Source organism: Kitasatospora sp. NRRL B-11411, from assembly GCF_000721345.1.
Lineage (GTDB): Bacteria > Actinomycetota > Actinomycetes > Streptomycetales > Streptomycetaceae > Kitasatospora > Kitasatospora cineracea.
Genome location: NZ_JOGH01000028.1, coordinates 1 through 20208, shown reverse-complemented (window position 1 = coordinate 20208; position 20208 = coordinate 1). Strand labels below are relative to the sequence as shown.

General features: G+C 75.4%; 17 protein-coding genes. 7 read left to right on the top strand and 10 right to left on the bottom strand.

The features are described 5' to 3' along the window. Positions 1-21 precede the first annotated feature (21 nt). The 3 genes from IH44_RS0115760 to IH44_RS0115750 all read right to left on the bottom strand — a co-directional run bounded on the left by IH44_RS0115760 (position 22) and on the right by IH44_RS0115750 (position 2508). Positions 22-1209: a glycosyltransferase gene (locus IH44_RS0115760; protein WP_030460180.1), complete on the bottom strand. Its 1188-nt coding sequence runs from the start codon at positions 1207-1209 to the stop codon at positions 22-24. Continuing rightward, entirely contained in the window at positions 1202-2029 is an 828-nt protein-coding gene (locus IH44_RS0115755; protein ID WP_030460179.1) for a polysaccharide deacetylase family protein, read from the bottom strand. The genes IH44_RS0115760 and IH44_RS0115755 overlap by 8 nt, the downstream gene beginning before the upstream one ends. A 218-nt stretch (positions 2030-2247) precedes the next feature. After that, positions 2248-2508, bottom strand: coding sequence for a hypothetical protein (locus IH44_RS0115750; RefSeq protein ID WP_030460178.1), 261 nt, complete (start codon positions 2506-2508; stop codon positions 2248-2250). A gap of 434 nt (positions 2509-2942) precedes the next feature. Here IH44_RS0115750 and IH44_RS0115745 point away from each other — a divergent pair, with 434 nt between their 5' ends. Further along, positions 2943-3947, top strand: coding sequence for a polysaccharide deacetylase family protein (locus tag IH44_RS0115745; RefSeq protein WP_030460177.1), 1005 nt, complete (start codon positions 2943-2945; stop codon positions 3945-3947). 72 nt (positions 3948-4019) lie between these two features. Here the strand turns inward: IH44_RS0115745 and IH44_RS0115740 are convergent, their stop codons facing one another. Further along, entirely contained in the window at positions 4020-5243 is a 1224-nt protein-coding gene (locus IH44_RS0115740) for an MFS transporter (RefSeq protein WP_030460176.1), read from the bottom strand. 186 nt (positions 5244-5429) lie between these two features. On the opposite strand from IH44_RS0115740, the gene IH44_RS0115735 reads away from it, so the two are divergent. From IH44_RS0115735 to IH44_RS0115710, 6 genes are all read left to right on the top strand, one after another. Next, the gene (locus IH44_RS0115735; protein ID WP_030460175.1) at positions 5430-6191 is read left to right on the top strand and encodes a glutamate racemase; all 762 of its coding nucleotides are present in this window, start codon (positions 5430-5432) and stop codon (positions 6189-6191) included. 44 nt (positions 6192-6235) lie between these two features. Then, complete coding sequence (locus tag IH44_RS42825) at positions 6236-6979, top strand: DUF6193 family natural product biosynthesis protein (protein ID WP_051816939.1); 744 nt, start codon at positions 6236-6238, stop codon at positions 6977-6979. Positions 6980-7043: 64 nt separating this feature from the next. Next, entirely contained in the window at positions 7044-8228 is a 1185-nt protein-coding gene (locus tag IH44_RS0115725) for a glycosyltransferase (RefSeq protein ID WP_030460173.1), read from the top strand. A gap of 33 nt (positions 8229-8261) precedes the next feature. Next, a complete protein-coding gene (locus IH44_RS0115720; RefSeq protein ID WP_030460172.1) occupies positions 8262-9002 on the top strand; it encodes a cyclopropane-fatty-acyl-phospholipid synthase family protein in 741 nt (246 codons plus the stop codon). Between the two features lie 28 nt (positions 9003-9030). Continuing rightward, on the top strand, positions 9031-9588 hold the full coding sequence (locus IH44_RS0115715) for a hypothetical protein (protein ID WP_030460171.1): 558 nt from the start codon (positions 9031-9033) through the stop codon (positions 9586-9588). Between the two features lie 36 nt (positions 9589-9624). Continuing rightward, positions 9625-13359 carry a hypothetical protein gene (locus IH44_RS0115710; protein WP_030460170.1) on the top strand — a complete coding sequence of 1245 codons (3735 nt, stop codon included), beginning with the start codon at positions 9625-9627 and terminating at the stop codon, positions 13357-13359. A 7-nt stretch (positions 13360-13366) separates the two neighbouring features. Here IH44_RS0115710 and IH44_RS0115705 read toward each other — a convergent pair whose 3' ends face one another. The 6 genes from IH44_RS0115705 to IH44_RS42815 all read right to left on the bottom strand — a co-directional run bounded on the left by IH44_RS0115705 (position 13367) and on the right by IH44_RS42815 (position 20041). Then, positions 13367-14566: a glycosyltransferase family 4 protein gene (locus IH44_RS0115705; RefSeq protein WP_030460169.1), complete on the bottom strand. Its 1200-nt coding sequence runs from the start codon at positions 14564-14566 to the stop codon at positions 13367-13369. 2 nt (positions 14567-14568) lie between these two features. After that, positions 14569-15768 carry an ABC transporter ATP-binding protein gene (locus IH44_RS0115700; protein WP_035955251.1) on the bottom strand — a complete coding sequence of 400 codons (1200 nt, stop codon included), beginning with the start codon at positions 15766-15768 and terminating at the stop codon, positions 14569-14571. Further along, the gene (locus IH44_RS0115695) at positions 15758-16657 is read right to left on the bottom strand and encodes an ABC transporter permease (RefSeq protein ID WP_030460167.1); all 900 of its coding nucleotides are present in this window, start codon (positions 16655-16657) and stop codon (positions 15758-15760) included. Before IH44_RS0115695 ends, IH44_RS0115700 begins: the two co-directional genes overlap by 11 nt. Positions 16658-16983: 326 nt before the next feature. After that, positions 16984-17733, bottom strand: a complete 750-nt coding sequence (locus tag IH44_RS0115690; protein ID WP_030460166.1) for a thiol:disulfide interchange protein DsbA/DsbL — start codon at positions 17731-17733, stop codon at positions 16984-16986. A 279-nt stretch (positions 17734-18012) separates the two neighbouring features. Then, positions 18013-18735, bottom strand: coding sequence for a hypothetical protein (locus tag IH44_RS42820; protein ID WP_030460165.1), 723 nt, complete (start codon positions 18733-18735; stop codon positions 18013-18015). A 238-nt stretch (positions 18736-18973) separates the two neighbouring features. Next, on the bottom strand, positions 18974-20041 hold the full coding sequence (locus IH44_RS42815) for a glycosyltransferase (protein WP_051816938.1): 1068 nt from the start codon (positions 20039-20041) through the stop codon (positions 18974-18976). Between the last annotated feature and the right edge of the window lie 167 nt (positions 20042-20208).

Here is a 20208-nt window from a genome sequence, read left to right as displayed (position 1 = left end):
CAGTCGGCGGTCGGTCGGTGGTCAGTCGGTGGTCCAGCGCAGCCCGCGGCGGCGGGCGACGGCGGCGTAGGTCTCCAGCGAGACCCGGGCGACCGCGCGCTGGTCGAACCGGTCGAGGGCGCGGCGGCGGGCCGCCGCGCCCAGGCGTATCCGCAGGGCGGGCTCGGTGAGGAGCCGGTCGAGGGCGGTGGTGAGGGCGGCGGCGTCGGCCGCCGGGGCGAGCAGCAGGTGTTCGTCGTGGGTGCCGATCTCGCGGCAGCCGCGGATGTCGCTGAGCAGCAGGGGCAGGCCGCTGGCGGCGGCCTCCATGCCGGAGCGGGAGAAGCCCTCCCGGTGGGAGGGGAGGACGAAGACGTCGAGGGCGGCGTACACGGCGGGCATGTCGTCGCGGGGGCCGAGGAACTCGACGCCGGCCTCGGCGGCGCGCAGCGCGTCGGGCTTGTCGGGGTCGTCGGGGCCGATCCACACGAAGCGGGCCTTGCCGGCCAGGGCCCGGGCGGCCTCGGCGTACTCCCGGATGCCCTTCTCGGCGACCCGCCGGCCGACCCCGCCGACCAGCAACTCGTCCTCGGCGACGCCGAGTTCGGCGCGCAGCCGGGCGCGCAGGGCGTCCCGGGCCGGGCCGGGGGCGGGGAAGCGGTCGAGGTCGATGCCGTTGCCGACCACCCGGGAGCGCCGCGCGGGGACGCCCCACTTGGCGAGCGCGGCCCGGTCCTCGGCGTTCTGGTAGAGCTCGGCGTGCGAGAAGCGGGCGGCGAGCGCCTCGGCGCCGAGCACGGCGAGCCGTTTGGCGAGCGGGTCGTGGGCCTGCGCCCACAGGCCGTGGCAGGTGTTGACGACGACGGGGACGCGGGCGAGCCGGCCGAGGATCCGGCCGAGCACGCCGGTCTTCGGGTTGTGGGTGTGCAGCACGTCGGGGCGGATCCGGCGCAGTTCGGCGAGCAGTTCGCGGGCGGCGGCGAGGTCGGCGCCGGGCTGCCAGGCGCGGGTGAGCGAGGGCAGCGGCCGGTGCCGGACGCCGAGCTGCTCGATCCGCTCCAGGTGGGGGCCGGGGGCGCTGATGCCGTAGGTGTGCAGGCCGTGCTGGACGTCGACGGCGAGTTCGGTGGCGAGCAGCAGGTGCAGCGACATGTCGACGGTGGTGAGGTGGGCGACCCGCAGCGGCCGCCCGCCCTCGCCGCGCAGGCGGAGCGGGAGCTGGTCAGGCACCGGCGCCCACCGCCTTCGCGGTGGCGACGATCCGGGCGTAGGCGCGTTCGGGGACGAGCCGGCCGTACAGCTTGGCCCGGAAGAAGTCGATCGGGTCGGTGCGCCGGACCGGGACGCGGTGGAAGCGGACCGGGTCGTAGCCGGGCAGGTTGCGGCCGACCTGTCCGGTGGCGCAGGTGCGGAAGCGGGCCCGCAGCGCGGCGTCCAGGTGCGGGACGGGGCGGCCCCAGGTGTAGGCGAAGTGCGCGGGGCGGGTGCCGAGGTGTTCCTCGACGTCGTCGCCGCAGGCGTCGAGTTCGGCGGTGGTGAGCAGTTCGGGGCGGGCGTGGCTGCGGGTGTGGTTGGCGACGGTGCACAGCCCGGAGGCGGTCATCTCGCGCAGCTGCTCCCAGCTGAGGCCGGTGGCGGGGGCGCCCTTGGCGGTGGAGCCCTCCCAGCGCATCGGGGCGCCGACCAGGCCGCTGGCCAGGTAGACCGTGAACGGCAGGCCGCGTTCCCTGAGCAGCGGCCAGGCCGTCTCGTAGGTGTCGGCGAAGCCGTCGTCGAAGGTGAGGACGGTGCTGGGGGTGCGCAGGCCGGCGGCGAGGCGGTCGGCGGCGGTGTCCAGCGGGACGACCCGGCCGGGCGGGAGCTCGGCGAGCAGGTCGGCCTGGGCGGTGAAGTCGGCGGTGGCGAGGTCGAGCTCGTCGGCGGTGCCGCCGCCCACCCGGTGGTAGATCAGCAGGGTGGCGCCCTCACCGGGCACCCGGCCGGCCGCGCGGGCCAGCTGCTGTTTGACCTTGGTCCGGACGCCTCCGGCCCCGGCGGCGCTGCTCGGCATGGATCCCCCTCGCGGTGCCCCCGCACCGGACTGTGACTCCCCCGGCCCGCGGCTGCCGCGGGCGATGCGAATCACAGTAGGGGGAAGTGTGAGGCTGGTGCCCCGGAAACGTGAAAGAAGTGCGTAGGTAGGCCGAAAATCAGCCGGTCCGACCGGTCCTGTCCCATTGGTGGACGTTTTCCGGTCGACAGTCGGTCAACCCGACCGGTCCGGGCGGTTCAGGACGTGGCGCCGCCGCTCGGGCGCAGCAGCGCGACGCCGATCCGGACCAGCACCAGCACCCCGGCGGCCAGGCAGCCGGCCACCGCCATCACCCAGGCCGGGCCGTCGGTCTGCGGGACCAGCACGGCCACCGCGATGCCCATGCCGACGCAGACCAGGCCGAGCAGGGCCAGCAGCGGCTGGTGGCGGCGCAGCGCGCAGCCGCTGAACAGGGCGGAGCGGCGGGTAGCGGCACGGTCACTTCGGGTGTCTGCCATGCCCTCAACGGTAACCCGGTGCGGGGGCGCGGGCCATGGTCCTCCTCCCCCGCCGGAACGCCGCCGGAACGCCGCCGGACGGTGCCGGGCAGTGCCGGACGGGTACCCGGCGGATGCCGGACGGGTACCCGGCGGATGCCGGACGGGGCGCCCGGCGGGGGCCGTTGCAAGGGCTTCCGGCGGCTGCCGGGCCGCCTTGCGGAGCGTTTCCGGACCGCCCGCGAAATCTCGCCGTCCGGCGTACAACCATCCCGGGGCGTCGTGGGTCTCCACTACATTGAGCGATCCAGGAGCCGCCTGACGAGCGGGGTCGGGAGTACCCCCGCCGCGGGCTAGATCACTCGGGTGCGGAGCCGCCGCGCCCGGGGTCGGAGGCCGGGCTCCGCCTGCCGACGGTACCGCCACGCCGCTTGCCGGCGACCGAGGGGGGAACCGTGTCGTACGCCACCACCGCCGCTGCCGTCTGCGCCCCGCCCCAGCCCGTCGTCCCGTCCGCCGCGCCCGCCCCGCGCCGGCCCCGGGAGCAGGGGCGGGACCGGAGCAGCTGGCTGCGGTTCAGCCCCGCCCAGCCGCTGTTCCGGGCCCGGGCCGCGCAGCGGCTCGCCGTGCTCGCCTACCACGGGATCACCGACCCGGCCTCGTTCGGCGCCCAGCTGGACCGGCTGCGGCGGCTGGCCACGCCGGTGTCCGTGCAGGACGTGGAACGGGCGCTGGCCGAGGGCCGGCCGCTGCCGCCGCGCTCGGTGCTGGTGACCTTCGACGACCCGGACCGCACCGTGCTGCGGCACGCGCTGCCGGAGCTGGTGGCCCGGCGGATCCCGGCGGCCGCGTTCGTGATCGCCGAGCTGGTCGGCACCGAGAAGCCGTTCTGGTGGCACGAGGCGGCGTTCCTGTCCCGGCACGGCGGCCGGGCCCGGCTGCTGTCCCGCGGCGCCGACCCGGCCCGGGTGCTGGCCCTGCTCAAGGCGATGCCCGACCCGGACCGGCGGCGCAGCCTGGCCGAGCTGCGGGTCTCGGCGAACCGCCGCCCGCCGTCCCAGGAGCAGCTGCGCCCGGAGGACCTGCGCACCCTGCGGGAGGCGGACGTCACGGTCGGCAACCACACCCTGGGGCACCCCTCGCTGCGGCGCTGCGACGAGGCGACGGTGCACGCGGAGATCACCGGCGCGCACCGGGCGCTGACCCGCTGGCTGGGCGAGGCCCCGTCGGCGTTCGCCTACCCGGACGGCGGCTTCGACGAGCGGGCGGACGCGGTGCTGCGCCAGCTCGGCTACCGGCTCGGTTTCCTCTCCGACCACCGGCTCGGGCCCCGGCTGCCCGCGCACCCGCTGCGGATCAGCCGCCTCCAGGTCGACTCGACCACCTCGACCCGCCGGTTCGACACCATCCTGTCCGGCCTGGAGCCGGCGGTGCAGCGGCTGCTGGGCGCGCAGTCCTGACCCCGTCCGGCAGGCGAGCGGCCCGCACCCCTCCGGAGGGGTGCGGGCCGCTCGCGCACGGGCCGGGCCGGGTCAGTCGGTGGCGGTGGGGCGGATGCCGCGCATCCGGCCGATCGCGTAGACGGCGCCGGCCAGGGCCAGGTCGGAGAGCAGCATGAAGCCGATCGAGTAGCTGCTCTTGGCGCTGTAGATGGCGCCCATCACCAGCGGCGGGACGAACCCGCCGAGGCCGCCGATCGCGCCGACGATGCCGGTCACCGAGCCGACCTGGGCGACCGGGGTGACCTGGGCGACCAGCGCGAACACCGAGCCGCTGGTGGTGCCCAGGCCGGCCGCCATCACCATGAAGGCGATGGTGCCGACCGGGCTGAGGGCCGGGTCGAAGGCCTGGACGACGGCGAACAGTGCGGTGACCGCCAGCGCCCAGCAGGTCACCACGGCCGGGTGGATCCGGTCCGACAGCCAGCCGCCGAACGGCCGGAAGACCACCGTGACCAGCGCGAACCCGGCGGCCTTGGTGCCCGCGTCGGTGGCGGACAGCTCGTACCAGGTCTTCAGGTAGGTGGGCAGGTAGACGCCGAACGCGACGATGCCGCCGAAGCCGATCGCGTACAGCGCGGACAGCTCCCACGTCACCCGCAGCCGCCCGGCCCGCCCGAGCCGGGAGGCCAGCGAGGCGGTCGGGACCACCCGGTCGGGGCGGTCGCGCAGCAGGAAGAAGGAGACCACCGTGTAGGCGGCCAGGGCGATCGCCATCACCCAGAACGGCAGGTCGTGGCTGTGCTTCCACAGCCGCGGGGTGAAGTAGCCGGACAGCGCGACGCCGCCCATGCCCATGCCGAACACGCCGATGCCCAGGCCGCGCTTGCTGGCCGGGAACCAGGAGTTCACCAGCGGCACGCCGATGGCGAAGGTGGTGCCGCCGAGCCCGAGGAAGAACCCGACCGCGAGCAGCGCCCCGTACGACTCGCGGGCCGGGATCAGCAGCAGCACCGGGACGATGGTCAGCGCCGACATCAGCGGGAACATCAGCCGGGCCCCGAACCGGTCGGTCAGCGCGCCGACCGGGACGCGGCCCAGCGAGCCGACGATGACCGGCACCGCGACCAGGAACGACTGGGCGAACGACGACATGTGCAGGGTCTTGTCGAACTCGCCCGCCAGCGGGGCGATCAGGTTCCACGCCCAGAAGGTCAGCGCGAAGCCGATGGTGGCGACCACCAGGTTGGTGTAGGCCGTGCCCGACACCCTGTTGTCGGCCGGCACCCGTTCGTTCGATGCTGTCAGCTGTCCCATGGGACCCAAGCCTCGGAGGAGGCACCGCCACTGGCCGGGGACACGCCAAGATCGCGGTCATACTGTCAGTCAAACGGAGCAGACCCGGGCTCCCAGGGCCGTAGGACGGCGGCTCGCGCCGGGGCGCCCGGGGCGGGGACGGCGGCTCCGCGGGGGCCGCGGGGGCACGGGGTAGAGTCGGTGCTCGTGAAGATCGCCCTCGTGGACTCCGGACTCGGACTGCTCGCCGCCGCCGCCGCGATCCGGCGGCTGCGCCCCGACGCGGACCTGGTCGTCTCCTGCGACCCCGACGGCATGCCCTGGGGGCCGCGGACGCCCGAGGACATCACCGAGCACGCGCTGGCCTGCGCCCGGGCCGCGATGGCGCACCGCCCGGAGGCGCTGGTGGTGGCCTGCAACACGGCGACGGTGCACGCGCTGGACCGGCTGCGGGCCGAGTTCGAGCCGGGGCTGCCGGTGGTCGGGACGGTGCCCGCGATCAAGCCCGCGGCCGCGGCCGGCGGGGTGGTGGCGATCTGGGCGACCTCCCGGACCACCGGCAGCGCGTACCAGCGCGGGCTGATCGCCGAGTTCGGCGGGGCCGCCGAGGTCCACGAGGTGGCCTGCCCCGAACTGGCCGAAGCCGTCGAGCGGGCCGACCGGGCCGCGATCGCCGCCGCCGTCGCCTCGGCCGCCGCCCGCACCCCCGCCGGGACCACCGACGTGGTGCTGGGCTGCACCCACTACGAACTGATCGACGACCTGATCGCCGCCGCCCTCGCCCACCCGGTCCGCCTGCACGGCTCCGCGGACGCGATCGCCGCCCAGACCCTGCGCCGCCTCGGCCCCGGCACCCGCCCCGGCGACGGAACGCTGACCGTCCTGCACTCCGGCCGCCCGTCCGCCCTCCAGCCCGAGGCCCTCGCCTACCCGCAGGGCGCACTCCTGACGGCCCCCGCCCGGGTCTGAACCTGCCGCCGGGCCGTCGCGCCCCGGGCCCTACACTGCGCGCCGTGATCCTCCCCCCGCACGAGACCCAGGCCGAACGGGACGCCTCCGCGGCCCGGTTCGGCGCCGAACTGGCCCGGCTCACCGCCGCGGCGGGCCTCCCGCTGCCCCCGGCCCGCAGACTGACCTGGTGCACGGCCGAGTTCGAGGGGCCGCCGGCCACGCCTGCGCCGCACCACGGGGCCGAGCCTGGCCCGCCGGCGCCCGACCGGGCGAGGCTGCGCGGGGAGAGCGACCGCTACCCCCCGCACCTGACGCTGTACCGCGGCAGGCTGCCGCTGGCCGAGGGACGCCCGCCGGACCTGCTCCCGGCCCTCCGGGCGGTCTCGGCCTGGCTGGCCGGGGCGGACCTGGCGGCGATCCGGCGGACCGCCCCGTTCCTGCATGTCCAGGAGTGGGCGTTCACCCACGAGCGGACGCCGCTGGACCGGATCGAGCTGAACTGGCGGGTGCGCATGCAGGGCCTCGCACACGGCCCGTACCCCGTGGCCCGCGAGGACGTGAAGGCCCTGTGGGAGGCGGCGTTCGCGCAGCCCCGGCTGCGGCGGCTGCGGCCGGTCACCAGCCACTACACCCTGTGGTTCTCCAGCACGCCCGACTACCCGTTCGAGCGGGTCGGCGCGTCCGTCGAGCCGCTGCACCGCGGCGGGTACCTGGTCCGCGCGGGCGGCGGCGAACCCGCCACGGTCGCCACCGCCGCCGAGGCCGTCGCCCTGGCCGTGGCCGCGCTGCCGCCGGAACCCGTCTGACACCCCCGCCCTCGGGCCGTCGTGCCTCGGGGGTGGTTGGGGGCGGATCGGGCAGACTGCCCGGGTGACGGTGCTGTGGTGGGTCTCGGTGGTGTCGCTGCTGGCGTGGGTGTGGCTGGCGGTGTGCCACGGGGGGTTCTGGCGGACGGACCAGCGGTTGCCCCGGGGCGGTGGCGAGCCCGCGTCCTGGCCCTCGGTGGTGGTGCTGGTCCCGGCCCGGGACGAGGCGGGGGTGCTGCCGGTGTCGCTGCCGAGCCTGCTGGCGCAGGAGTACCCGGGGCGGGCCCGGGTGGTGCTGGTGGACGACCACAGCACCGACGGCACCGGTGGGCTGGCCCGGGAGCTGGCGGAGCGCACCGGGGGGCTGGAGCTGGCGGTGACCACTCCCCCTCCGCTGCCGGAGGGCTGGACCGGCAAGCTGTGGGCGCTGCGGCACGGCGTCGGGCAGGCCGGGGACGCCGAGTGGCTGCTGCTGACGGACGCCGACATCGCGCACCGCCCCGGCTCGCTGCGGGCGCTGGTCGCGGCCGGGGAGGGCCACCGGCTGGACCTGGTCTCGCAGATGGCCCGGCTGCGGGTGGCCGGCGGCTGGGAGCGGCTGATCGTCCCGGCGTTCGTGTACTTCTTCGCCCAGCTGTACCCGTTCCGGCGCGCCAACCGGCCCGGCGCCCGGACCGCCGCCGCGGCCGGCGGCTGCTCACTGGTGCGGCGCGCCGCGCTGGAGCGGGCGGGCGGGGTCGCGGCGATCCGCGGGGCGGTGATCGACGACGTCTCGCTGGCCCGGGCGGTCAAGCGCACCGGCGGCCGGACCTGGCTGGGCCTCGCGGACCTGGTCGACTCGGTCCGCCCCTACCCCGCGCTGGGCCCGCTGTGGCGGATGGTCTCGCGCAGCGCGTACGCCCAACTCCGGTACTCGCCGCTGCTGTTGGCGGGGACGGTGGCGGGCCTGGCGCTGGTCTACCTGGTGCCGCCGGTGGCCGCCGTCGCCGGGGCCGCCGCCGGGGCGTGGTGGACGGCCGGGGCGGGCCTGGCCGGGTGGGCGGTGATGGCCGGGACGTACGCGCCGATGCTCCGCTACTACGGGCAGCCCGCGGCCGCCGCGCCGCTGCTGCCGTTCACCGCGCTGCTGTACCTGCTGATGACGGTCGACTCCGCCGTCCAGCACTGGCGCGGCCGGGGCGCCGCCTGGAAGGGCCGCACCTACCCGCGGCCGCAGCGCGCCGAGCAGCCGGGCGGCGCGGCGGACTGAATAGCCGGGCGGCGCGACGGGAAGGATCCGACGATGGAGCGTCAGGAGATCTCACGGATCGCGCACCGCGACCACCCGGTCGCCGCGCCGCTGTCGGACGAGGCGGTGCGGGAACTGCTGGAGCGGCTGCTGCGCGGCCGGGCGGACGGGCGGCTGCTCGACCTCGGCTGCGGCGAAGCCCCCTGGCTGGTACGGGCGTTGGCCGCGCACCCGGCCCTGCGGGCGGTCGGTGTCGACACCGACCCGGCCGCGCTGCGCACCGCCCGGCGCACCGCGGAGCGGCTCGGCGTGGCCCGGCGGATCGGCCTGCACCACTGCGACGCCCGGGAGTTCACCGCAGCCGAGCCCTTCGACGCGGTGCTGTGCGTGGGCGCGACCCACGCCTTCGGCGGGCTCGGCCCGGCCCTCGCCGCGATCGGCCCGCTGCTCGCGCCGGGTGGCGCGGTGCTGCTCGGCGAGTCCTACTGGGAGCGCGAACCGGCGCCCCGCGCCAGGGAGTTGTTCGGTGACGGCCTCACCGACCTGGCCGGGACGGTGGCCGCGGTCCGGGACGCCGGCTGGCTTCCCGTCGCCGGGCACACCTCCAGCCGGGCCGAACTCGACGCCTACGAGTGGGCCTGGACCGGCTCCCTCGCCGACTGGGCCCTCGACCGGCCGCCGGGGCCCGAGCGCGAGGCCGCGCTGCGCGCGGCGGACACCCACCGGGAGGAGTGGCTGACCGGGTACCGCGACGGCTTCGGCTTCGTCACACTGGTGCTCCGGCCGGGGAGTTGAGCCCCGGCAGTGTTCCGAGGGGGAACCCGTGGGCTTCACCGGCCACCTGATCGTCTTCCGCGCCGGGAGCGCGGAACTGCCCGAGGTGCCCGACCCGGCCGAGGTCCTCTCCTGCCCCGGTGGCTGGCACGTCCTGACCGGCTCCGGCACCGCCGCCCCCGGCTCTCCCGGCGACCTCGCCGCCCGCCTCGCCGAACGGACCGCCGCCCCCGCGCTGGTGGCCCGGGTCTTCCACAGCGACTGGTCCGAGATCCACGGCTGCCTGCCCGGCGGCCCGGCCTGGATGTTCGAGCAGGCCGTCCACCTGGTCGTGGAGCAGGCCGTGCGGGAGCGGTTCGGCTGCGAGCAGGACGACGAGGGGCTGAGCGCCGAGGAGTGGCAGGAGTGCGTCGACGAGGTGACCGCCGAGTGGGAGCAGCAGCGCGCCGAGGCCCTCGGGCACGCCCTCGCCTGGGCCGGCGCCGCCGGGCTGCCCTTCGACCCCCGACAGGTCGAACTGGCCGTCGAATCGGATGAGTTGTACGCCGAACACGCCGCCTGGGACCTGCTCCGCGCCCTCGGCGTCCCCGTCCCGCCGGACCGGTAGGCTCGTCCTCCCAGTCCGGAGGGGAGCCAGGCGCGGGTGGAGCGGAACAGCGACGTGTTCGACGGCCGGAACGCCTTCGACGGCGGGACGGCGGGGAGCCTCGACGGCGGGAACGTGTTCAGCGGCGGGACGGCGGGGAGTGTCGTCCAGGCCGGGCGGATCGGCACCGTCCACGTGCACGCCGCCCCGGCGGAGCCGTCCGCGCCCGGGGAGGAGTGGGCCCGGCTGGTCGCCGAGTCGGCCGTGTGGTCGCGGCTGCGGCCCGGCAGCGAGGCGGAGCCGTGGAAGCGGCAGGCCGTCCGGGCGGCGACCGAACTGGCTTGCTTCCGGGACGGGTTGGCGCCGCTGCTGGCGGACGATCCGTGGCAGGACCCGGACGTGGTGCGGCGCTTCGTCCGCGCGGTGGGCCGGCTGCTGGGCGAACCGGGAGACGGGTTCCTGTACCCGGCGGAGGCCGCCGTGCTGGTCCTGCTGCCCATGGTCTACCGGGTCCGCGCCCTCCAACTCGCCTGCGGCGAACGGCCCGAACGGTACGGCGAGGAGCACCGGCAGCTCGCCGACCGGGCCCGCACCGAGCCCGCCCTCGCCCACTGGCTGTGGCACCGCCACCTGGCCCGGCACGCCGACCTCGCGGAACCGGCCGCCGTCACCGCGCTGCTCGCCGCCCTGCCCGGGGCCGAACTGAGGGCCGCACTCACCCCGTTGACGGTGCGGACCGCACTCGGCGGGCTGCGGCGCGGCGCCGGGGTGGCCAACCGGGAGTTCCTGCACGACCTGACGGAGCGGGAGTTGATCGACTGCGAGGGCCACCAGACCGTACGGCCGCCCCGGCTGGTGCTGCTGACCGCGCTGGCGTACGCGCTCGCCGTCGAGGCCACCGCGCTGCCCGAGATCGTCGCCGACCACCTCGGCATCCAGGATCCGGTGCTGCTGCCGCAACTCCTGTCCACGCTGCGGGAGATGCACTGGGGCGGCGCCCCCGGGCTGCCCGTGCTGCGGGCCGAGTGCCACCACGAGGCGGTGGCCGAGGCGCTGCGCGAGTACGTCGCCCACGCGGACGAGTTGCTGCACGCCGTCCAGCGCACCCTGGGGTCCGAGGCGGTGACGGGCCTGCCGCTGCGACTGTCCTCCGCGAACGTCGCACCGGCGCCCGGCACGTTCAAGGAGTCGGCCCGGTTCCGGCTCAACGAGCGGCAGATGCGCTCGCTGCTGATGGGCGAACAGCTCTACCACGACCGGGACCTGGCCGTCCGCGAGCTGTACCAGAACGCGCTGGACGCCTGCCGCTACCGCAAGGCCCGGGCCGACTACCTGGTGCGGAAGGCGGGCGGCGAGAGCTCGGGCTACCGGGGGCTGATCACCCTCGAACAGGGCGTCGACGAGCAGGGCCGCCCGTACCTGGAGTGCCGCGACAACGGCATCGGCATGGGCGAGGCCGAACTGCGCGGCGTCTTCTCCAAGGCCGGCGAACGCTTCGCCGAACAGCAGGAGTTGCTGGAGGAACGGGCCCTGTGGCAGGGCGTCGACCCGCCCGTCGAGCTGTATCCCAACAGCCGGTTCGGCATCGGCGTGCTCAGCTACTTCATGCTGGCCGAACGGATGACCGTCACCACCTGCCGGATGGGCCGCGACAGCGGCCTCGGCCCGGAGCTGGCGGCCTCCATCCACGGCCCCGGGCACCTGTTCCGCATCACCCCGCAGGCCACCGCCCGCACCGAGCCCGGCACGGCCGTCCGCCTGTACCTGGACGAGGGCGTGCTGCCGGACGACTGGTCGGCGGTGGGAGTCCTCGAACGGCTGCTGGGCATCGCCGAGTTCGAGACCACGGCCACCCACCGGGGCTACGCGGCACGCTGGGAGCCGGGGGTGCTGCGGCCCCGGGACCCGCGCAGCACCGACCAGTACGGCCTGACCGCGTACGGGCGGTTCGTGCCGTGGGACGGGGCACCGGCGGGTGTGCAGGTGGTCTGGTGCGAGGAGGGCGGCGGCCTGCTGGTCGACGGCCTGGTCGTCTCGCTGGGGCGGGGGAGCGCCGGCGGCCCCACCGAGAACGCTCTGCGCGGCGTTGTGGTGAACCTCTCCGGCCCCGCCACGCCCGAACGGCTGTCCGTCGACCGGCGGGAGGTCCTCGACGACCTGTCCGCGACCATGGACGGACTGCTCCGCTCCGCCGCCCACGCGCTGGTCCACGACGACCGGGGGCTGCTCCGCGACCGGTGGCTGCTCGACCTCGGACAGGACAACCGTTACCTCTGCGACCTGATCACCGAGGCGGTCCGGGGCTCGGCACCACAGGACCGGCCGGGCTCGCTCCCGGAGCTGATCCGCCGCCAGGGGTTCTTCCCCGAGGACCACGGCGGCCGGTTGCACGAGGGCGGCCGACTACGACCGCCCCTCACCTGGCTGTTCTCCCTGAACGACCTGCCCGCCCCCTGGTTCCTGTGGCGGGTGCTGGCGCACCGACCCCACCCGCTGGCGGACCTCCTGACCTCGCTCGTCCCCGAACTGGCGGAAATCGGCCGGCTGCTCACCGCGTTCCCCTCCGATCTGACGATCCTCAACCAGCTGGAGCACTCGGGGTTCCACTACCGGGCGGACCCCCTCAATCGGGCCGGCGGGCTCACCCGCATGTTGAATGGGCAGTCCGTTCTCCGCGACTCGCGCCACAGCACCCTTCCCCGGATCAAGGCCCTGCGGGTGCTCGACTGGTGGGGCCTGGGTCCCGCCAGCGTCGGCGAACTGGGCAGATCCCCGTGGAACGCTGCCGCGACCGCCCGGCTGCTGCACGAGCTCGGAATCCCGGTGCCCGTTCCGGTCCTCACCCTCGCGTCCACGTACGACCGGGGCGACCGGGACCAGCTCCTCCTCCCGTGGCCGGACCGCACGCGTTCCCCCCACAGGCTGGAACCCGGCGAACCGGTGCCGCTGGGCCATCTCGCGCTGGCCGCCCAGCGGACCGGGCTTCCGCTGGCGGAGGTCGCGGACCAGCTGGCAGAGCTGGGGCTGCCGGCCGCCCCGGCGCTTCCCCGATCGGTCCCGGAACACCTGGTACCGCTGCTGAGCCGGGACTTCGGCGGGCTGCCGCCGTGGATCGGCCCGGACGTTCCGCTGGACCACCTGCTCAGGGCCTCGGCACTCACCGGGCAGTCCCCCGCCGCCATGGCCCGCGCGTTCGAGGACATCGGCCTGCGCTGCAGTCTCCCCGAAGACCTGCCGGATGCCGAACTGCTTTCCCTGGCCGTCCGGTTCCTCGCCCCCGACGACCATCCGCTCCCGTTCCGGTTCGGCCCCGGGTTCGACAGCCCGCTGTTCCGGGGCATCATGCGCTGGATCGCCCGGAGGAGCTCCGCGGTCGCAGCCTTCCCGGGTGACGACCCGTTCGACCTGGCCGTGACGGAGCTCATCAACAACCTCGGCCAGAACCCGTATCCCCCGGTCACCGATGCCGTTCCGTTCGTCCTGCTCGTCCCCATCGCGGGCAACCTGCGGATCACCCCGTCGCAGCTCGCCCGGCGACTGCGGGCCCTGGGGATTCCCACCTCGAACGACGAACTGCCGCCCGGGCTCCCGGAGCACGCCGCGCTCCGCCTGCAGGGCCTGCTGTACAGCCACCGGCGCACCAATGTCTGGAGCCTGCTCCAGGCCGCCCAGGATTTCGGCACCACGCTGCCCCAGGTCGCCGAGTGGGCGCGCCTGCTCGGTTACGACACCCCCGACCCGGCCGTCATGATCCGCGAGGCGATCCCGTTCATTCCGCTCGCGGAGGGCTGACGTCGCGTCAACGGCCGATCAGGCGGCGGGCGGTGGGCTTCACGAACTCGTAGCGGGACATCTGTTCGAGGTCGCGGAGCCAGGCGGTGCGGCCGGGGGGCTGGTGGAGGAGTTCGCGGTAGATCTCCTCGAAGGCGGTGGTGACGTGGGCGAGGGAGAAGCGGTCGACGACCCAGTCGCGGCCCCAGCTGCCGAGTTCGGCGCGGCGGGTGGGGCTGTCGGCGAGGGTGCGGATCTGGGCGGCCAGTGCCTTGGCGTCGGCGGGGTGGTCGCCGTGGCCGTACATGCAGCGGGAGGCGTGGGGTTCGACCAGGGGGCCGGGTTCGTGGACGGCGGTGTAGCCGCTCGCGCCGTGGACGATGACGGGTTTGGCGAAGGCGAGGCCGCGGAGGGCGGAGCCGCCCATGCCGAGGACGAGGTCGGCGGCCTGGTAGGCGGGGCGGGGGTCGGGGCGCTGGCCGGTGAGGACGACGGCCCGGCGGCCGAGTTCCTCGTTGGCGGCGGCGGCTTCGGCGCGCAGGCGTTCCTCGCTGGGGCCGCCGCCGACGACGGCGAGGACGAGGTTCGGGTCGTCGAGGAGGCGGAGGGCGGCGATGGTGCGGGAGACGCCGGCGTCCTTCTCCAGGCCGGAGACCAGGCGGGTGACGATGCAGAGCAGGAGCTGGTCGGGAGAGGCCCCCACTTCGGCGCGGAAGGCGTCCCCGGAGACCGCGCCCGGCGCGTCGGAGTCGGTGTTGACGGGGGGTTCGATCAGGCGCAGGTCGCGGTGGCCGAAGGCGCGGCCGTCGGGGAGCAGCGCGCCGAGGCCGAGGACCAGGGGCTGGTGGCGGGGCATGCCGCGGAGCATCCGGATGCCGTAGAAGGTGGTGACGACGGGGAGGCGGCCCTGGCGGCCGGGGCCGAAGTAGGCGTTGCGGGCGGCCCGGACCTCCCAGGCGTGGACGAGTTGGGAGCCGTGTTCGTCGGCGAGCCGGGTGAGGCGGGCGCGGATGACGGCGTGCGGGGTGGCGGGGTCGCCGGCGACGACCAGGTCGAGGCCGTGTCCGGCGGCGAGGTCGACCAGCGGGGCGGGGCCGTCGACGCCCTGGGCGAACAGGACGGGCTGGTGGCCGCGGTCGCGCAGGGTGCGGGCGATGTCGACGGCGTTGAGCTGGGCGCCGCCGAGGGCGAGGTTGTTGAGGTGGACCAGGACCCGGACGGAGCGCATGATCAGTCCTCCCACTGGTGCGGGACGAAGACGGGGGCGGCCATCACGACGGCGCGCGGCGGGGTGTCGAGCATCGGGCCGAAGACGTCGAACTGCCCGGCGGAGTGCCAGCTCATCAGCGTCCCGCCGTCGGTCTTGCCGATCGAGTAGACGCCCGTCCACAGGGTGTAGCGGCCGCGGGGAAGGGGGAGCCGGGGGATGACGCAGGCGACCTTGTGGTCGCCGCCGGTGAGCCGGATCTCGTGGCTGATCTGGAAGATCGGGCTGGAGGTGCCCTCGCTGACGCCCAGGTGCAGGGTGGCGTCGCCGCGGTAGTCGCCGCCGAGGGTGAGTTCGACGGTGACGGGCTCGTCGGTGTGCAGGGTGGTGTCGTCGGCGTCCTCGCCGCGCACCTCGTACGTGAGCAGTTGCAGGGGTTCGCCGACCCGGGCGCTCGCCTCGGACTGGGCCTCGATGGAGTCGCGGTAGCCGGCCAGCGCGTCGGTGATCCCGGCGTCCACCCGGACGGTGCCCTGTTCGAGCCAGATGCCGCGGCGGCAGATGGACTGCACGGCGGGCAGGTCGTGCGAGACGAAGACGATGGTGGTGCCCTGTTCGGCGACCTCGCGCATCCGGTCCAGGCAGCGCTGCTGGAAGACGGCGTCGCCGACCGCGAGGACCTCGTCGACCAGCAGGACGTGCGGCTCCAGGTAGGCGGCGACCGCGAAGCCCAGGCGCATCTGCATGCCGGAGGAGTAGAACTTGACCTGCCGGTCGATCGCGCCGCCGAGGCGGGCGAACTCGACGATGTCGTCGAAGCGTCCGGCGACCTCGCGGCGCTTGAGGCCGAGCAGCGCGCCGAACAGGTAGATGTTCTCCCGACCGGTCAGGTCGGGGTGGATGCCGGCCCGGATCTCGATCAGGGCGCCGATCCGGCCGCGCACGTCGATGACGCCCGCGTACGGGTACATGACCCGGGTGAGCATCTTCAGCAGCGTCGACTTGCCGGAGCCGTTGGAGCCGATCAGGCCGACCGACTCGCCGGGCTCGACGTGCAGGTTGATGTCGCGCAGGGCCCAGCGCCAGTCCTCGCCGCGGTCGCCGCGCAGGCGGCGGGCGGCCTGGTCGACCCGGTCGCGCAGCAGCATGCGCTGCTGGTCGGCGCGGAACCGCTTCCAGACCTGCTCGGTGCGGATGGTGCCCGGCGGGTAGTCACGCGACATCGGCGATCCCCGTTTCCAGCTTCTTGAAGACCAGGTAGCCGCCGACCAGGAAGACCAGCGAGCTGGCCGCGGCGATCAGGGTGAGCTGGGCGTTCGGCGCCTCGCCGTACAGCAGCGCCTTGCGGTAGCCCTCGATGACGGCGCCGAGCGGGTTGACGCCGACGTAGACCTCCTGCAACCGGTGCGGGATCTTGGCCAGCGGGTAGGCGACGGGGGTGGCGAAGACGCCCATCTGGGTGATGATCGGCAGCAGGTGGCGGACGTCGCGCAGGTAGACCACGGCGACCGAGAGGACCAGCGCGATGCCGTAGGTGAAGGCGAACTGGACGGCCAGCAGCGGCAGTACCCACAGGAAGGTCGCGGCGGGGGCCGTCCAGAACACCAGGAACATCAGGCCCAGCACGCCGACGCCGATCGCCATGTCGACGGTGGCGACCAGCATGGTGGCGAGCGGGAACACCTCGCGCGGGCAGTACACCTTGTTCAGCAGGCTGAGGTTGTTGGCCAGGCTGAGCGCGCCCTGGTTCATCGTGTTGGAGAAGAACTGCCAGACGATCAGGCCGAGGTAGGCGAACAGCGTGTACGGGACGGCGCCGGTCTCGATCTTGACCGCCCGGTGGAACACCAGGGTGAAGATCGCGCACAGCGCGAGCGGGGTGAGCACCGCCCAGGCGAAGCCGAGCACCGCCTGCTTGTACCGGGCGCGCAGGTCGCGTTCGGCCAGGGCCCGCACCAACTCCCGTGCGGCCCACAGCTCGTGGGCGACCCGGACGGGGCGAAGCCGGCGTTTGAAGACCAGTTCGGGCGGCGGCCCGGTCGGGGTGGCGGCACCCGGTGGGGCGACCCGGCCCGGCTGCTCGTCGATGACCTGCGCGCGCTGTCCCCCCACGGACTCCCGCCCTCCCCGGGGCGGTGGCCTCCCCCGGTGCCTGTGCCGTCCGGCTGCGCCCGCTGGCCGCGCCGTCCGCCTGTCCTCTGCCTGTCGTCCGCCGCGCGGACGGTGCGGGCGGCCGATCCCCCCGGCCGGGCCGACCCGCCGACCACAATGACACAGAGTGTGCGGGCGGGGGGCGGGTTCGGTGAAGATTGCGGCGACTCGGCCGGGTACGGGACGGTTCCGGACCGAACCGCCCTTTCCGGCCAGGGAGTTCGGGCGACGAGGGACGGCCGGGGTCAGGCGGCCGGGGTCAGTCGGCCGGGGTCAGTCGGCCGGGGTCAGTCGGCGACCAGCTGGTCGAGGGCGGAGGGCATGCCGTCGACGCCCCCGGCCCTGGTGGGCGAGGTGCGGCCGTTGCCGTCGACGACCACGGTGGGCAGTTCGGTGATCCGGTTCTGGGTGAACAGCTTCGGGGCGTCCTCGACGGCCCGGTCGACCTCGGCGGAGCGGTACGCGGCCCGGAACTTCGCCGCGTCGACGCCCTGGGTGGCGGCCCAGTCGGCGGCGGACCGCTCGGTGGTCAGGTCGGTGTGCTGCTCGCGGACCGCGCGGAACACCGCGGCCTGCATCCGGTCGACCTCGCCGAGCCGGTCCAGGGCGTAGAACAGCCGTGCGTGGGCCCGCTGTTCGGCCTCGTCGGGGCTGCCGACCCAGATCGCGGGGACGCGGCGCAGCGTGACGTCCGCCTGGTGCTCGGCGGCCCAGCGGGTGAGCGGCTGTTCGAGCAGCGCCGAGTGCGAGCAGTCGTACCAGAAGAACTCGACCGCCTCGTGGGCCCGTTGGGCCTTCGGCGCGGCCGGCAGCGGGGCCGCCGCGTCCAGCGGGCGGGTCGCGGGCACCGGCGCGTGCTGCTGGGTGGGCCCGGTCGGCCGGACGGCGGGAAGCTGGTGACCGGGCGTCAGCAACTGCTGGCCGTTCGGGCCGGACGGCAGCCCGGGGAGGGCCGGCGCGGCCTCGGCGACGGCCGGGGCGGTCAGCAGGCCCCCGGCGACGGCGAGCAGGACAGTGGTTCTGAGCAGCGACTTCACCCCGGCAGACTGGCAGGCCGGGATGCGGCGTTCCAGGCGATCGGGCCCCGGACGGCGGAATTCGCCGGATGTTCGCCGGATCGGAGCAGCACGGCGGCACGGCGGTTCGAACGGGCGTCGGGCGTTCGAAGTCCCGACTGCCCCGGCCGTCCTGGCTGTTGCAGCTGCCGCGGCTGTTATGGCTGCCGCGGCCGTCGCGGCTGCGGTGCTCGGCCCCCTCGGCTCCGGTGGGCGGGCGCGCCCCCGCTCCGGCGCCCACCTGCGTCGGGGGACGGCCGGTTACTTGCCGTCGTGCTTCCACTGGGCGCGGGCCTCGGCCTCGCTGGCCTTCGGGACGCCGATCTGGATCTGGTCGGAGCCCTCCTCGGCGATCGGGCAGTAGCGGCCGTCCTTGACCTGCATCTGCAGGGCGAGCACCTCGCCGTTGCGGACCATTTCCAGTACGTCGGCGGTGGCGCAGGTGGCGTTGGCGGCGACCGGCGGCGAGGCGAGCCAGCTGACGGCCTGGTAGACCGGGACGCCCGGGCGCAGCACGGTGCCGTGCGCCTTGTCGGTGGCGAAGCTGCCGGCGCCCAGGACGCCGCTCTTGAGCTTCATGAAGGTGGTGGGCACGTGGTTGATCCGCAGGTCGGGGGCGCCGTAGACGACGCAGTCGTGGCCGCTGGTGTTGGTCAGCTTGATGATGCCGTTCATCCGCGGGTTGGCGCTCTTGTCGAGCGTCAGCTCGGCCTTGACGTCGCTCTCCTTCTCGGAGTTGCCGCAGATCGGCATGTCGGCGGGGACCGTGCCGCCGGTGCCTCCGGTGTTCCCGGCGGGGGCGGCGGTGCTGCCGCCGGTGCCGCCGGACGGGGCGGTGGAGGCGGCCGGGGCGGCGCCGGGGGCGCTCGCCGCGGTGGAGGCGGCCGGGGCCGCGCTGCCGCTGTCCTCGGGGTCACAGGCCGTCAGCGCCAGGACGGCACAGGCGGCAAGGGCGGCCAGGGCGACGGGCTTGCGAACGTTCATCTCGGACTCCTGCGATGCGCTGCGGTGGCCGCCGGTCGGCGGCAAGCATCACCACGGCGTCCGGCTATCGGGCGGTTGCGGGCCGGAACGTCCGGTACAGCGCTGTTACACGGGCCGTTACACGGGAGACCGGACGCTCCGTCAGGCGTCCCTCCGGCAGCGGGTGGTTCGTACACCCGACGGGTTCCGGCTGTGACGCAACCGGGGGCGCCGGCAGGGGCACAGGCAGGGGCGCCGGTCAGCGCGGGCGGGCGACTTCGCGCAGCAGGTGCTGCCAGGCGGTGGCGACCGGGGCGAGGTCGAAGTGGGCCAGGGCGTGCGCCCGGGCGGCCGCCGCGTAGCGGGTGCGGTCGGCGGCGAGCAGGGTGCGCAGGGCGGCGGCCAGCGCGGCCGGGTCGCCGGGCGGGACCAGCAGGCCGCCCTCGCCGGGGCGCACCACGTCCGAGACCCAGCCGACGTCGGTGGCCACGGCCGGGACGGCGGCCAGCGCGGCCTCGATCAGCACGCCCGGGACGCCCTCGGAGTCGCTGGTCAGCAGCAGCAGGTCGGCGGCCCGGTAGAGCGGGGCCGGGTCGGCCAGCGGGCCGAGCAGGTGGGTGCGCGGGCCCGGGGCCAGCGCGGCCCGCAGCGGGCCCTCGCCGGCCAGCACGAGGTGCACGTCCGCCGGGAGCAGGGCGTGCGCGGCGAGCGCCAGGTCGGGGCGCTTCTCCGGGCTGAGCGCGCCGACCCAGGCGATCAGCGGGGCGTCGGCGGGCAGGCCGAGGGCCGTGCGGGCGGCGGCCCGGTCGGCGGGGTCGGCGGCGGGCCGGAAGCGGTCGGCGGGGCGGGCGTTGGGGAGGGTGCGCAGTCGGCGGGCGGGCAGCCGGAACCGGGTGCGCAGCACCTCGGCGGCGTGCGGGGAGATCGCGGCGACGGCCGCCGCCCGGTGCAGGAACGCACCCACCCGCAGGCGGCGCAGCGGGGTCGCGGTCCAGTGCCGGGGGTCGCCGATGTTCACGTACACGAAGGGGGTGCGGGCGGCGAACAGCCCCAGCGCGCACGCCTGGAGGGTGGAGGAGCCGTGCGCGACCACCACGTCGGCCCGGGCGGCGGCCCGCCGCAGCGCCCGCAGGGTGGCGGGGTGGTGGCGGGACGGACCGAGGACGGGGACGGCGGCGGCGGGGTCGGCGTCGGGGTGCGGGTGCAGGGCGGCCAGGGTGGAGGGCTGGCCGCGGCGCAGCAGTTCCCCGTGCAGGTCGTGGGCGAGGCGTTGGGCGCCGCGGGCCCTGGGGTCGGTGATGACGTGGAGTACCCGGGGGTCGGCCATGGCGCCGAGAGTAACGGTGCGGGAGTGGGAACAGAACCGGGAGCGGATGCGCGCAACGGCAGTGAACCGTCAGCAGACCCGGACTCGCCGTTCCCCGAGCCCCTGACGGGGCTCTCTGACGGGGCCCGGTGACGGAGCGGGGCTTTCCGGGGGTTCGGGGGACGGGG